This window comes from Mesorhizobium sp. NPDC059054, from assembly GCF_042739215.1.
GTDB lineage: Bacteria > Pseudomonadota > Alphaproteobacteria > Rhizobiales > Rhizobiaceae > Mesorhizobium.
In genome coordinates this window covers 530,627-544,492 of sequence record NZ_JBHYHV010000006.1, presented here as the reverse complement: position 1 = coordinate 544,492, position 13,866 = coordinate 530,627, and the positions used below count along the sequence as shown (strand labels likewise).

At 62.0% G+C, this 13,866-nt stretch carries 11 protein-coding genes; 1 reads left to right on the top strand and 10 read right to left on the bottom strand.

What is annotated here, in order from left to right:
* Positions 1 to 3: 3 nt before the first annotated feature.
* The 10 genes from tssK to tssA form a co-directional block, all read right to left on the bottom strand.
* Positions 4 to 1,338: a type VI secretion system baseplate subunit TssK gene (gene tssK, locus ACFWXH_RS26420; RefSeq protein ID WP_379124370.1), complete on the bottom strand. Its 1,335-nt coding sequence runs from the start codon at positions 1,336 to 1,338 to the stop codon at positions 4 to 6.
* A 41-nt stretch (positions 1,339 to 1,379) separates the two neighbouring features.
* The gene (tssJ, locus tag ACFWXH_RS26415) at positions 1,380 to 1,832 is read right to left on the bottom strand and encodes a type VI secretion system lipoprotein TssJ (RefSeq protein WP_379124367.1); all 453 of its coding nucleotides are present in this window, start codon (positions 1,830 to 1,832) and stop codon (positions 1,380 to 1,382) included.
* Positions 1,833 to 1,835: 3 nt separating this feature from the next.
* The gene (tagH, locus tag ACFWXH_RS26410; RefSeq protein ID WP_379124365.1) at positions 1,836 to 3,245 is read right to left on the bottom strand and encodes a type VI secretion system-associated FHA domain protein TagH; all 1,410 of its coding nucleotides are present in this window, start codon (positions 3,243 to 3,245) and stop codon (positions 1,836 to 1,838) included.
* Complete coding sequence (gene tssG / locus ACFWXH_RS26405; RefSeq protein WP_379124363.1) at positions 3,242 to 4,309, bottom strand: type VI secretion system baseplate subunit TssG; 1,068 nt, start codon at positions 4,307 to 4,309, stop codon at positions 3,242 to 3,244. The genes tagH and tssG overlap by 4 nt, the downstream gene beginning before the upstream one ends.
* Positions 4,273 to 6,147: a type VI secretion system baseplate subunit TssF gene (tssF, locus tag ACFWXH_RS26400; RefSeq protein ID WP_379124361.1), complete on the bottom strand. Its 1,875-nt coding sequence runs from the start codon at positions 6,145 to 6,147 to the stop codon at positions 4,273 to 4,275. The genes tssG and tssF overlap by 37 nt, the downstream gene beginning before the upstream one ends.
* Position 6,148: 1 nt before the next feature.
* The gene (tssE, locus tag ACFWXH_RS26395) at positions 6,149 to 6,901 is read right to left on the bottom strand and encodes a type VI secretion system baseplate subunit TssE (protein WP_379124429.1); all 753 of its coding nucleotides are present in this window, start codon (positions 6,899 to 6,901) and stop codon (positions 6,149 to 6,151) included.
* Positions 6,888 to 7,337 carry an Hcp family type VI secretion system effector gene (locus ACFWXH_RS26390; protein ID WP_165358353.1) on the bottom strand — a complete coding sequence of 150 codons (450 nt, stop codon included), beginning with the start codon at positions 7,335 to 7,337 and terminating at the stop codon, positions 6,888 to 6,890. Before ACFWXH_RS26390 ends, tssE begins: the two co-directional genes overlap by 14 nt.
* 76 nt (positions 7,338 to 7,413) lie before the next feature.
* Positions 7,414 to 8,919: a type VI secretion system contractile sheath large subunit gene (gene tssC, locus ACFWXH_RS26385; RefSeq protein WP_379124359.1), complete on the bottom strand. Its 1,506-nt coding sequence runs from the start codon at positions 8,917 to 8,919 to the stop codon at positions 7,414 to 7,416.
* 3 nt (positions 8,920 to 8,922) lie between these two features.
* Positions 8,923 to 9,462, bottom strand: a complete 540-nt coding sequence (gene tssB / locus ACFWXH_RS26380; protein ID WP_379124357.1) for a type VI secretion system contractile sheath small subunit — start codon at positions 9,460 to 9,462, stop codon at positions 8,923 to 8,925.
* Positions 9,463 to 9,467: 5 nt separating this feature from the next.
* Entirely contained in the window at positions 9,468 to 10,640 is a 1,173-nt protein-coding gene (gene tssA / locus ACFWXH_RS26375; protein WP_379124355.1) for a type VI secretion system protein TssA, read from the bottom strand.
* Between the two features lie 312 nt (positions 10,641 to 10,952).
* On the opposite strand from tssA, the gene tssH reads away from it, so the two are divergent.
* A complete protein-coding gene (gene tssH / locus ACFWXH_RS26370; RefSeq protein WP_379124353.1) occupies positions 10,953 to 13,763 on the top strand; it encodes a type VI secretion system ATPase TssH in 2,811 nt (936 codons plus the stop codon).
* Positions 13,764 to 13,866 lie beyond the last annotated feature (103 nt).

The window sequence follows — 13,866 nt, the reverse complement described above, 5'->3', positions numbered from 1 at the left end:
GCCTCACCTGTTCACCGAATAGCAGTCGACCTGCGGCTCGCTCGGCAGGACACCGGAAACACCGATGACGAAGCCAGGGGCGTCGAGCAGCGAGGCCCAGTGCTCGCTCTTCTGGTCAAGCTCCAGGCAGAGCCGATCGCCGTCATAGGGGATTTCCCGCGGCTGCGAATGAAGCGGTTTCAAAGGAATGCCGGGTAGGCGAGACTTCCATAGCCCCTCGAATTGGTCGGCGGCACCGACCGTTGCCTGGTTCACGAAGATCTTGCGAAGAGCGTCTTCAGAAAGCTCCGAGCCGACGCGGATGACGATGCGGCTGGACACGAGAAGCTTTGGATTGTCGATGCGCACCTTCCAGACATTGGTCGCGTGTCGCATGACCGACAGCGCACGCGATTTCGGTTCGATGAAGCGAAGACTAAGGATCAGCGATCGCAGGGCATCAGCAAGCGCCATATAGGCGGGACCTGGAGCCATATGATCATAGGCCGGCAGCTCGCTGAGCCGCCGCGAACTCGAGCCGTAGGTCGCCATCTCGCCGGCGAGGCCGGCGAGCTCAAGATAAAGCTCGGCCGGATGAAAGACCTCCTGCGCCAGCATATGCGCAAGTCGGGGGCGAGCTGCGTTGGCAAGGTGGAGCATCAAGAGGTCCTCGACACTGCGCCCGGGGCCGCCCATCACCATCTTGCCGTGGGCCTCGGCGATCTGTTCAAGGCCGGTGACCACCTCCAGCAGCAACTGCCGGTACCACGCGACGGCACCGGTGATCAGTGTCGGTGGCAAGAAGGTCTCGTTGATAGAGACACCGCCGTCGGCGCGGATTCCCTTGACGTCGGCGATCGGCAACGCTGTGTAGCCGCCCACCGGCTTGCCAGGAGCGAGCAACAGCGCCTGTGGCCGGGCGATCTCGATCTCTTCGGCGTCTGCACCACCTTGCACGGCGTCACGCACCGAAACAATGCGGCCGTGGTAGCGCGCCCCGCTCGATGCCGCGTGCGCCGGATCGAAACCGACGCCTCCAGGCGGCTCGAGCGGCAGGGCAACCATTACTGGCCCCGCGCCGGTGTCGGCAGTGACGGACAGCGGGGTCGGTGGATCCATTGTCTCGGGGATGGCAAACGGCGTGCCGTCGGGAAAGATACCGCGCGCCGACACGATCGAAATCTGGCCGGCATCGAGCAGCGACTGGTCGAGTATCAGCTTCTGGAAACCGAACGTGTGGAGTTGGCCGGCCTGCAGCGCGCCGCGCACCATCCCCTCAAAGAACCGGTCCTGCTGCTGGAAGTGCTGGGTCCTGAGAAACAGGCCTTCGGACCATAGCACCCTGTTTGCATCACTCATGCCGCTACTCTCCGCGCGCAACCATCGTTTGCCTCGACGGCCTAGGCAGAAATGCCGCCGCTGCCGAGCTTGGCGTTGACGGCGAATGTCGACCCCGGCGACACGGATTTGGTTGTGCGCCAGTTCCGTCCGCCTGGTTCACGGATCAGAGCGACGAACCCCAGCGCCGTAGCGTCCGGCTCGACCGTGATCGTCTTGGTTGCAACCTTGCCTGGACCGACCGAGATCGTATCGGAGCCGATGAGGTCGGCTCCGAGGGCGCTACCGGCGTCGCCCTGCAGCGCGAAATAGTCGGCAGAGTTGAACTTGCCGGTGCTGCGCAGCCGCATCACGAGCACGGTGACGGGCCGATCACCCCCACCCGGTCCCGGGTTCATGCCGGGGCCGCCACTCACATTGACCGAAACGGTCGATGGCTTGGGAGGACCGCTCTGGCATGCGGCAAGCAACCCCGTTGCGCCGAGGGCAACCATGAATTCGCGTCGATCGATCATGTTCTACTCCTCTTCATAGGCATCCCTGAAGTCTGCGCCGATCTCACCCAGGAAGGTCGTTTCCGCACTTTGGGCGATATCGCGATGGCGTTTCTGATAAAGCTCCCACAGCTTCGCATTGCGTCCGCCGGACAGCAGGTTGGTGATCGCGGAATTGGCTTTCAGCTCAGCCTCGATCGCTGCCGGATCGAAGCGATCGATCATCCGCCGCAGGGCTGCTTGCACACCGCGCCAGGCACGCACGTGATGCTGCGCCAGGTCTTTCACCGCGTCGCCGATCGCTGCTTCGCCCGACAGAAAACCGGGACTGCGTTCAGAGATGATGGTGGCGATCACGTCATCGACCGTCGGCAGGAATTTCAGCGGGTTGACCTCGGAGGTGCCAACCATCGTCTGCGCGACGCGCGCACTCCCTTTTTCCTCAGCGCGCTTGCGCAGAAGCTGCATCAGGCCGTCCAGCATCAGCCGATATTCGCGCCCGAATTTTTCCATTTCGGCACTCGGATCGCGTTCGGGGAAATCGGCTTCCTCGACGCCCATGCCGCGCAAGAATGCGGCGCGAAGCTCGATGTCCCCAGGTGTCGAACGAGTTTGCCTGCGCGGGGTTGCTGGGCGCATCACAGCAGGGGGCTCCGGCGCCCGCAGCGCAATATCCGGGCGAATGGCCTGCTGCCCATCGGCGGCCTGCTCGCTGCCACCGGATGGTCCGATTGAAGCGGGCGTCGCGGCTGGCCCGAAGCCGAAGTCGCCATCGAAATCAGCCGGGCTTGATGCGGGGCTTGCGGCATCGTCGCGCATCTCTGCGGGCTCGAACGGATTCGATTGAGCGGACTTCGGCGTCGCGACAGGGTCAAGACTGAAGGGATCGTCGAAGGCAGGCGAGCTGTGAATGTTCGACGCGCGTTCGTAGGCACCCGCAACTGGCTGCTCGAATGGATCCGGCAGATCTGCCGGTCGCGGCCGACGTGGCTCTTCCTCCACCTTCGCCGAGAAGAAGTCGTCTTTGCCAATGCCTGCCGGTGCTCGTGATCGCGGCGTTGACCAGGCGGGCGCAACTTGGCTCGGTTGCGGCAATCCGATCGATGTTTGTCCTCCCTTTGCCTGGATCTCGACATGCACGACGTAGTCGCCCATTCGCAGTCGCATGCCGCTCTCAAGGCGCGTGGACCTGCCGGTGCCCAGCGGGCTGTCGGAGCCGTCGATGAACAGCCCGCTGCTCGACGTGTCGGTGATGAAATAGCCATCGCGGCCACCGCTGATCCTGCAATGAGCCCGCGAAACGAACATGTCCGGATCGTTGATCTGCCAGCCGACATCGGCGCTGCGGCCGATAACCAGCTCCCCTTCATCCAGACGGGTCTGCCTTACGACCTGAGGATGGGGGCCGTGTTCGAGTGTCAGCAGCAGGCTCATGCCGCCACCTCCGCCATTTCCGGCCGCCAGCCGACGATCGCGCGCAGCCTGAGATCATCGGCATCCCGTTTTTCAATTGGACGGGGTAGCCAGGCGGTGCGGCCGAGCTGGATCGTGCCGAGGCGCGGCGCCGGTACGGCATCGCCGGCGAGCACGATACGCAAGTCGACGTCGAGCGCCTCGCCGATCATCTCGCGCACTGCCTTCCTGAACAGGGCAAGCTGCCTTCCGCCGGGCAGGAACGCCTTGAAATTCTCGATATCGAGCGGGCCCACGCGCAGCTCGATCCGACTCTGGCGACTGAAGATGCGAGGACCGATCGTTGCCTCGCGCCCAAGCGCAGCGTAGGCATTGCCGAGACGCGATTGCAGTGTCGTCGGCATGCTGATCCACGCGGCGACGAATTCCTTGATCTGAACCGGCACGTTGAAGGCCGAGGCGAGGAACAGCGTCAGCCGTTCCGAACCATCGATCTGATTGGCGAGCGACCCCGCCTGGCGCAAACGTGTCGGGTCAAGTTCGGGATCCTGGGTCCCGGGAAGACCTATCCCCGCCATCGCTTCAAGCATGGCGCGAACACGTCCACCAACCGGGCGTTCGACCTGCACCGCCGGGGTCGCGTCGGCCCAGGCGCGGTAATAAAGCGCCATCATGCGGTGCTGGAGGATGTTGACGAAATCGACGAAGGTCGTGTCGCTGGTCTGCTCCGCATTGGCGCCGGCGAACCAGCGCTGGGACAACCGGTCAAGCACCCAGCGCGTCAAGTGCAGCGGCATCGGTCCTTCTGGTCCAAGCAGGCCGAGATTGGCGACCGTTATCCGTGCTGGCGCCTTGTCGGCGGATTCCTGGAACTTGACCACGTCTCTGGCCGAGAAACTCAGGCGTATGTGCTGGCCGAGCCTGGCCGGTTCGCGATCGACCTGGCCCGAATAGCCGAACAGTCCGTGGCGCCGTTCGAGGCGGCGCAACAGTTCAAAAAAGTCGAAGTCCTCCGATAGGGGCTCCGTCTCGGGCAGGATGGACTTCGCTAGATCAGGTAGCGATTGCCGGGCGTCATCGGCCATGGCACGTCCTCCTGTTTCTGCAGCAGACGAGTGCGTGTCCGCACAAAGCCGTTTATGCCCGCATAGCGAGCGAACAGCCGCGAAAGCAAAGCCGAAAGCAACAGTGTGCTTTGGCCAGCGAGCACCGATTGGTCGACATGCAGCGTGACCTCGGTGCCGCGTCCGAAACACATAGGCCCGTCGATGCGAAGCCGCTCGATCACCGGGCGCGAGTCCACGCGCACAATGGAATGCACATTGCGGGCGAGGCTCGGATCCCCACGATCGGCGTAGAGGTCGAGCAGCGCATGCAGCGGGTCGACCCCACGTCCTTCCTTGGCAAGGCTCAGGAAGTTGAGCGACAATTGAGCAACCAGTCGCCAGGCAAGATTGTCGGCGCGGGATTCTCCATCGGCGCTTTCGGGAAGCGATGCCGGAATGGCTGGCTGCGGCGGACGTAGTGCGCCCAGCAACTTCACTGCCTCAACCGGGTCAGCCGTCTCCAAAGTCAGTTTTGGTGTGTCGTCCAGGATCGGCAGATCGCGGTTGGTGCACAGCGCCGTGACATCGAGGCGCTTGGGCTGCCGGTTGGCCAGGCTGCCGGCCGGACGCGAAATGGCCAAAAAGACATCATCGCCTGTGTAGGAGGTCCGGGTAAGTCCGTCTCGCCGTTCGTCCTCCGTCGCCCGGCGCGGGCGCCGTTCCGTCGAATAGACCCAGCCGCTACCGCGGTTCTGTCCCGGGCTGAACAGCTCCGGAATTTCGGCTTCACTGCCTTCGGCTTCGGCATCCTCCACGCGGGTGACCCGGAAAATCTCGAAGTCGCGCGCCCGAGTGCGGTCGGCGTGCAGTACTTGACGCGTCCTCCGTGGATCCACTTCGATGACGTTGCATTCGCGTTCGAAGAGATTGATGACGGGCGTCGCGAAAAGCTCGAGGTCGGCCGCTGTCACGTCGGCCAGCTCCGGCGTCTGACGCCGGAACTGGAAGATGATCTCTATTCCCGTCTCGCAATTGCGGACCACTGGCTGCAGGCCGGCGACCCGCACATAATGAAAACGCTCCGGAAACATGAAGTACTCGCGCAGCAGCCGATATCCCTCGAAAGTGGGACGTGTGCGCGGCATCAACGCTTCGTCGTCGCGGATGCCGACCATCTCGGGTTCGGCTAAAATCGATATCGGATTGGTCTTGCCTTCTGCCCGTGCCCCCATCGCCGAACAGGCGCCGAAGATTGCGTCGAAGAGCAGTGGTGCCCTGGTGCGGCCCGAAAAATACAGGTCGAGCTGATCGAGCGACAACTCGCTGAGTTTTCCTTTTCCGTTTCGGGCAACGGTTATGCGCAAGGCAGCTTCGCCACGCGCGCCGCCGATCGGCGCGATGCCGGCCGCAGCCAGTGCGCTGCGGTCCTGGAAATAGGCGACCGACGTGATCGCTATCGGCCACAAATTGACCTCTTGCGCCGTGGTGAAGGTGCAGCGGGTTGACAGTCCAGGATTCAGGCCGGAGACCAGCCGTGTGCCGCGCGGGACGGCGTAGCCGGCGATCATGGACTGCACCTGCTGGCCCGGCTTGAGCACCGCCATCGCAGTCGCGGGCGCCGGCGTCAACAGATCCGGATAAAGCACATCGAGTACGGCGCGCGAGAAACGCGAGCGCTCGGCATCCACCTTCAATCGCGTGCGTGCTGCAAGGAAGGCTACACCGTCGAGAAGCCGTTCCACATAAGGATCGGGGCAGGGGACCGTGTCGAGGGAAAGGTTGCGGGCGACCGCCGGATGCATGTCGGCGAATTCCGCTGCCAGTGCACGGATATGGGTCAGTTCCTCTTCGTAATATTCCACGAAGACCCGATCCATCTCAGGCCTCCCGCAATTCGGTGCGGGCCAGGCCATTGTCGAGATTGATGGTGGTGCGCAGCCGCATGCGCTCCGGTGTCGGAGTCATGATCAGCACGGCGTCGATCTCGATCTTCAGCCCGAAACTTCTGTCGCCGAGGGTGACGTTGACCGTCGTCTCGCTTTCCTTGAGGCGCGGCTCGAAGGTAGCCAGCACCATGCGGATTTCGCGTGCCAGTACATCGCGGTCGAAATCGCGCGAGGAACGACCTGAGAAGGACGGCACACCATAGTTGACTACGCTGCGACGTACTTCTGGAAAGTCGACAAGCGACGGCAATTCGTCCAATGACTGTTCCTGCTCCGCATCGGAAAGCATCGGTGTGGATTCGAAGCGCTCGGTATTGAACAGGGCCTCGATGTCGCGCCGGACGGCTTCTTTGAGAACACGCGCCGACACCACCACGCCGCGGCTTTCGATTTGCGCGCGGTGTTCTGTCTGGAAGGCCAGCCGGTGCAGGCGCTGCCGCTGCTCGGGCGTCAGCTGTGCATCGCCATCGATGGCGCGCGTGCTGCCGGCAAGAAGGCTTTCGAGGCGTTCGGCGCCCAGGTCTTCTTCCAGCAGCCGGCGCAGGCCATCGATTTCCGATGTCAGGCCGGGCAAGTCGTTGACGAGACGGTCCCACAATGAGGGTTGCACCGCCTCGCGCTTTGCCCGGGGACTGCCGGCAGACCGCACCTTTGCGCTGGGCTGTCTGGCCTCACTTGCCGACATAGACGTCCATTTCAATCTCGTCGTCCTTGTCATAGACGAACTTGATCTTCTTGTAGGCGAAGCTCACTTCTTCCTCGATCAGGTCCGCCTCGTCGTCGGCCTGGCGCATGTCGTATTCCATGATCGAGGCGTCTGTGAGCGTCACGACCAGGTAGTCGCTGGTTTCGCCGTCGATGGTGCGGCGTGCCGAAAACACCACTTCGTCGAGCGCCTTGTTCTCAAACAATGCCTTCTTCAGGTAGGGCGATGCCTTGTCGTAATGCTTGGTGAACTTGATCATGCCGAGCGCGACACGACCGCGGCGCGAAAGTGAATTGGGGTCGTAGGGCGCGATCATTTTGTAGTCGACGCCGTGCACTTCGATTTCGTCTTCGTGACCGTCGCGCTGGCTCGGGCCCTTGATGTCTGGAACTTTCAAGAAGCCATCGATCTTCATCGAAGGCGCATCGGTTCTTGCTGTAGTTGGCATTGTCTTTCTCCACCGCTCTGAAACAAGATGAGTTCGCTGCTTTTCAGCCCTTTACTGATGGGAGTTCCGACACCAGCCGGAGCGAGGCGTTGATGCCCTCCAGCTGGTAGTGTGGGCGCAGGTAGAAACGGGCATTGTAGTAGCCGGGCCGGCCTTCGACGCTGTCGACCTGGACCTCGGCTGCGGCGAGCGGGCGCTTGGCGCGCGCTTTGTCGTCGGCAAAGGCTGGATTGGCCAGCACGTACCGGTTGATCCACTCGGTCAGCCAGATCTGCATATCGGATCGCTCTTTGAACGAGCCGATCTTGTCGCGTGCGATCGCCTTGAGATAATGCGCGAAGCGCGAAACCGGGAACAGATACGGCAGATTGGCGGACAGCCGTTCATTGGCCTGTGCGTCAGGATCCACAAGGCGACCCGCCCGGGTCTCGTCGTCCTGCAGCGAATGCGCGCCGATGAAGGCAGCAAGATCGGTGTTCTTGCGGTGCAGGATCGGCATCAGACCGAGCTTGGCCAGTTCAGCCTCGCGCCGGTCGTCAATCGCGACTTCCGTCGGGCATTTCATCGCGATCGATCCGTCGTCGGTCGGGAAGGCGTGTACCGGCAGGTTCAGCACGGTGCCGCCATTCTCGACGCCGCGGATCTGGGTGCCCCAACCGTAGAGTTTGTGACTGCGGTTGATATTCACCCCCATCGGGAAGGCGGCATTCATCCAGACGTATTTGTTGTGATCGCCCCCGACCTCTTCCTCGAAGGTGAAGCCCTTAACCGGAACGGTCTCGGTGCCGTAAGGCAGTCGCGCCAGCACCCGCGGCATGGTGAGGCCGATGTAGCGGGCGTCTTCGCTCTCGCGCAGCGACTGCCATGACGCATAAGCCGGATTGGACACAATCATCTGCAGGTCCTGCGGGTTCGGCAGTTCCTGCCAGCTGTCCATCCGGAACAGGCGCGGTGAAGCGGCAGCGATGAAGGGCGTGTGCGCGGAGGCGCAGATGCCCGAAATATTGCGCAGCAGGCCGACGTCGCGCGGATGGTTGGAGAATTCGTATGCGCCGATAATGCAGCCGACGGGTTCACCGCCAAGCATCGAATACTCGTCCGTGTAGACCTTCTTGAAGATCGGACTCTGGTCCCACATCTGACCTTCATAATCTTCGAGCGTGTCGGCCAGCTGCTCCTTGGAGATGTTCATCACCCGGATCTTCAACTTGGCATCCGTCTCGGTGTTGTTGACGAGATACCAGAGGCCGCGCCATGTACCCTCCATCTCCCGCACTTCCGGTGCGTGCAGGATCTCGTTGACCTGCGTCGTCAACATCTTGTCGATGCCCGCGATCAGGGACTTGATCGACTTGATCGCGTTGGACGAGATCGTGGTGGTCTCGGAACGGGATTGCGCAGCGAGCGCCAGGTTGCGCACAAGCTGCTGCAGCTTTTCGCTGTCGTCTTTCTTGACCTTGAAGTCCTTTTCCAGGAGCCCGCTGAATTCACCGAGATCAATCGCTTCTGCCTCGGCAGTGGCGACTGCCGTCTTTTGCTGTTCGGCCATGGCTTACCCCTCCGCCTTGTCGTCGTCGGACATCGCCTGACTGGCGATTCTGCTCAGCAGCGGCTCGTTGTTCAGAAGTTGCGCAATGCGCTTTTCGGCGTCGACGCGACCGTCCATGAAGCCGAGCAACTCTTCGAGCTGACGGCGCATCTTGAGGATTTCGGCCAGTTGCGGCACCTGCTCGGCGACCTTGTCGGGAGCGAAATCGCCCATCTTCGAGAAGGTGAGATCGACGGCCAGCTCTTCGTCCCGTTCGGCCCCTTCGGCCTGCGGCAACGTGTTCTTCACACGCGCCTTCACCCGAGGCCCCATAGCCTCCATGAATTTGGGGAAGCGGTTGGCGTCGGTTTCGACGAAGTTGCGGTCCAGGACCGACTTGGACGCTTCCTTGGTCTGTGAGGCGCCAGAAAGGTCTGCCATCACGGCCATGACGAACGGCAGTTCAATCGTCGTTGGGCTGCCGTAGGTCTCAACATCGTAGGCGATCTGCACGCGCGGGGCGCGGTTTCTTTCGATGACCTTAGCTTTGCTCTCTGCTGGCATGCTCCTTACCTTTCATCCTTCTGGACCGGCTTCTTGGGATCGGGGACGCCGGCAAGCAGCCGGAATTCCTTCAGCCCGGACGGGGCGAGATCTTCCATCAGTTCCACAAAATCCATGTGCACCATCCGGCGCACGCGGCGGGCAAGATGCGGTATCGGGCTCGACGGCTCCGTGCGGTCATAGAAGGCGACGACCAGGTCCAAGCACTTGACAACATCGTCGCGCGAGGCGATCCGATCGGGCAGTCCGACGCCTGGCGCCCCAAGGCCTGTCACATTTGCCATCGTTTCGGCTCCATGACCGTTGTGGACGGGGGCCAGCCGCTCCTCTGGCTGCGGGGACTGTTCGGCTGCGCCATTTGCCGCCGTACCGGCGCCAGAGTTCCGTTCCAGGGTCGTCAGCAAACGCTGCAAGAAACGCCTTAATTCAGGGATGACCGGGCCATTGCCTTCGATATGCTTGTTCAGGGCGAGGTCAACTTCGTCGAGGGCAGCGATGACCGCACGGGCATCGGCGAGCAGCGACGTCATTGCCCCCGTGGCCTGATCAGCCTGCGCCGCGCAGCCGCTGCGCACGCGGTTCAAAAGTTGACTGTGGGCACTGACCAGCGCTGCCTTTTCGGTTGCGTTCAGACCGGAAGCTGCTTCCTGCAGCATGACGCGTTCATCGAGCGCACTCTTTTCCAGATCGCGTCCGCTGATCGGTCCGATCTGACGTGGTGAGAAGAAGGTCATCCCCCTCAGATCGGCCAGCAGGCCTTCCTGGCCGTTTTGGAGATCCAGCAGCGCGTTGATGCGACGCAAGGCGGCCTCGCGTGGCGGCGCGTCTGCCCGCAACGCGGGATGCATCGTGCTCCAGTATTGGTTGAAGGTCCCGGAAATCAGGGTCAAACCCTGTGCAAGCCCTGTCAGTCCCTCTTCGTTGGCGAGAGCTCGCGCGACAATGACCAAAAGGCGTAGATCCCGGCCCCGGGGCCGAAGCTCTTCTGCCTTCTCGATGACAGCGGCCCAATCGACGGGCGCGGACTGCGAGGTGGGTTTGCCGGTGCCGTCGTGAATAACTTTGAGTTGAGGTTCGGTGAGGCGCGCCAGCTCGTGGAAGGCCTGGCCGTTGCGCAAATCCTCTCCCGACGGATTCTCACCGTCCAGAGGATTCAGCCAGAGTGCGATATCAATCACACCAACCCCCAGCCAGCGGCCCTGAGACCCCTATGTGACGCAACGTTATCACACGACCTCACTTTACCACAATTATGCCGCATTTCAAAAAGCCAACGGAAGCCGAACGCGACCGTTTCTTCGACAGACCCATGGCGCAATTGTCGGACGCGGTATGTGAAATGCTTCGCATAGCCCGAGCCGAAATCCGGTGTTTGTTAAGGAGGTTTTTGCCGGGCTGTGCCCGTTCAAACGCCCAAGACGCACACATGCTTTGTCAAGCCGTCGCCGATATGGCAGGGTATGTTTGGCAGACTTCGGGAGCAGGTTCGGATGGAACAGCGCCGGTCTTCACAGAGCTTCAAACGCAAGGAGCTCGTCGCCAAGTTGAACCCCCTCTGTCTGCGGGCGTTCAAGGCTGCTGCCGATGCCACCAAGCTGCGCGGCAATCCTTATGTCGAACTTGTCCACTTCATCGAACAACTGGTGCTGTCCGAACGCTCGGATGTCCAGATGATTGTTGCCGACGCCGGGCTGGATGCAGGCCGGCTAACTGCCGACATGACCCGCGCCGTCGACAAGCTCCCTTATGGAGCGACCTCCATCGAGGAATTCTCCGATCATATTTTTCACGCCATCCAAGAGGGATGGAACCTGGTGACACTGGAGTTCGGCGTGGAAGAAGTACGCAGTGGGCACATAATGCTCGCCTGCCTGAAGACCGCGGTGTTGGAAGGCCTGCTGTCGAAGATCAGCGCCGAGTTCGACAAAGTAGATGCTGACGGGGTCATTTCCCGCTTTGCGGAGATCACCGAAGGCTCGCTGGAAGCGGGTGCAACGGTTGCCGCCGCCGAGGCCACAGTGAAACGTGGAATGAGCGGGGAGTCGGCTCTCGCCAAATACGCAACCGATCTGACCCAGCGCGCCCGGGACAGAAAGATCGATCCGGTCGTGGGCCGCGACCCTGAAATCCGACAGATCGTCGACATTCTGATGCGACGCCGGCAAAACAATCCGATCCTGACCGGCGAGGCTGGCGTGGGCAAAACTGCCGTGGTTGAGGGTTTTGCCTTGCGCATCGCCCAGGGCGACGTGCCGCCAGCACTGCAAAACGTCAGTGTGTGCATGCTCGACATCGGACTGATGCAAGCCGGTGCCAGCGTCAAGGGCGAGTTCGAGAAACGGCTGAAAGCGGTGATCGACGAGGTCCAGGCCTCGGAGACGCCGGTCATTCTGTTCATCGACGAGGCGCACACTTTGATCGGCGCTGGCGGTGCGGCGGGGACCGGCGATGCCGCCAATCTTCTGAAGCCGGCGCTGGCGCGCGGTGAGCTTCGTACCATCGCCGCCACGACTTGGGCCGAATACAAGCAGCACATAGAAAAGGATCCGGCGCTCACGCGCCGCTTCCAGGTCGTCAAAATCGATGAGCCTGCAGAAGCAGTGGCCGTTCTCATGTTGCGCGGCGTTGCCGGGGTGTTGGAACGTCATCACAAGGTTCAGATATTGGACGAGGCGATCGAGGCCGCGGTCTCGCTCTCGCATCGCTATATCCCGGCCAGGCAACTGCCGGACAAGGCGGTGAGCCTTCTCGACACCGCTTGCGCTCGCGTCGCTGTCTCGCAGCATGCCACGCCCGCCGAGGTCGAGGACATCCTGCGCCGACGCCAGGCGCTCGAGGTTGAGCGAGGCATCATCGGCCGCGAGGCGGCAATCGGTATCGATGTTGCAGAGCGGTTAGCCAAGGCCGAGGCCGGGCTGGCAGAGACCGAGACCAGCCTTGCTGCTGCCCAGGCGCGCTGGGATCGGGAAAAGCTCTTGGTGGGCGAGATTCTCGACCTGCGTGCGAAGCTGCGTGGCGAAGGCCAGCCGTTGGATCCCGCAGCGAACGCAGAAGCCGCACTGAAGCCTGAGAGTGCAGAAGCCGTGGCGGTTGAAGAAAAAGCCTCCAAAGGCAAGGAAAACGCAGCCGACAAATCAAAAACAACCGAGACTGGGGATGCGGGTGCCGACGCCGAGGGCGGCGAGCGAGGAATTGGTGGTTCGCAGCCGGAAACGGCAGCTGACCTCTCGCGACTGCGCGGACTCATGGCGGAACTCGCCACCGCACAGGGGGAGACACCCCTGATCTTGCCGTCTGTCGACCGCAATGCCGTGGCAGCAGTCGTTCAGGACTGGACTGGCATCCCGACGGGACGGATGCTGTCCAGCCAGACCGAGAAGGCTCTCAAGCTGGCGTCCACCTTGTCCGGGCGCGTGGTCGGCCAGGATCACGCGATGGAGATGATCGCCCGCCGTGTGCAGACAAGCCGCGCCGGTCTCGGCGCGCCCGAGAAGCCTGTCGGCGTTTTCCTGCTTTGCGGTCCTTCCGGCGTCGGCAAGACCGAAACCGCGCTGGCGTTGGCCGAAACGCTCTATGGCGGCGAGCAGAACCTGATCGCGATCAACATGTCTGAGTTCCAGGAAGCCCATACCGTCTCGACCTTGAAGGGGGCGCCGCCCGGTTATGTCGGTTACGGCAAGGGCGGTCTCCTGACCGAGGCTGTGCGCAGAAAGCCCTATTCGGTGATCCTGCTTGACGAAGTCGAGAAAGCGCATCCGGATGTGCACGAAATATTCTTCCAGGTCTTCGACAAGGGCATGATGGACGACAGTGAAGGCAGGCGCATCGATTTCAAGAACACGCTGATCTTGCTCACGTCGAATGTCGGATCCGAAGTCATCATGGACCATACAAGGAATGGGACTGTGGAGACGAGCATCGACGAACTCGACACGGCGTTGCGCGCTCCACTCTTGAAGGTGTTCCCGGCGGCGTTCCTTGGTCGGGTTGTGACGATCCCTTACTATCCGCTTTCCGCCTCCATGATCGAGGCAATCACCAGGCATCAGTTCAGCAAGATCGCACGTCGCCTCAGGGCGACCAACGATGCCGAGCTGGTGATTGGCGACGGCGTCATGGATCTGGTGAAGGCGCGTTGCACCGAAATAGAATCCGGTGGCCGCATGATTGACGCCATCCTCACCAATACGCTGCTTCCAGAATTGAGCCGCGGCGTGCTCAATCGTGCGCTCGAAGGGGAGAAGTTGACGAAGGTCACTGTGGGAGCCTCGTCAGAGGGGTTCACTTACAAATTCGAATAGCTCGGTCTTTGGTTACGAGACAGGGCGAGTTCTCATCCGGACGGCCCGGGCAGCCTTTGCACCTGGTGATGCTGGGGCGGTGCTAGCGGGAGACCGATACCGT

Excerpts from the sequence above, each read along its gene's own strand:
- tagH (WP_379124365.1), bottom strand. The coding sequence starts at position 3,245 with ATGAGCCTGCTGCTGACACTCGAACACGGCCCCCATCCTCAGGTCGTA.
- tssJ (WP_379124367.1), bottom strand. The coding sequence starts at position 1,832 with ATGATCGATCGACGCGAATTCATGGTTGCCCTCGGCGCAACGGGGTTG.
- ACFWXH_RS26390 (WP_165358353.1), bottom strand. The coding sequence starts at position 7,337 with ATGAAGATCGATGGCTTCTTGAAAGTTCCAGACATCAAGGGCCCGAGC.
- tssC (WP_379124359.1), bottom strand. The coding sequence starts at position 8,919 with ATGGCCGAACAGCAAAAGACGGCAGTCGCCACTGCCGAGGCAGAAGCG.
- tssH (WP_379124353.1), top strand. The coding sequence starts at position 10,953 with ATGGAACAGCGCCGGTCTTCACAGAGCTTCAAACGCAAGGAGCTCGTC.
- tssE (WP_379124429.1), bottom strand. The coding sequence starts at position 6,901 with ATGTCGGCAAGTGAGGCCAGACAGCCCAGCGCAAAGGTGCGGTCTGCC.
- tssB (WP_379124357.1), bottom strand. The coding sequence starts at position 9,462 with ATGCCAGCAGAGAGCAAAGCTAAGGTCATCGAAAGAAACCGCGCCCCG.
- tssK (WP_379124370.1), bottom strand. The coding sequence starts at position 1,338 with ATGAGTGATGCAAACAGGGTGCTATGGTCCGAAGGCCTGTTTCTCAGG.
- tssG (WP_379124363.1), bottom strand. The coding sequence starts at position 4,309 with ATGGCCGATGACGCCCGGCAATCGCTACCTGATCTAGCGAAGTCCATC.
- tssF (WP_379124361.1), bottom strand. The coding sequence starts at position 6,147 with ATGGATCGGGTCTTCGTGGAATATTACGAAGAGGAACTGACCCATATC.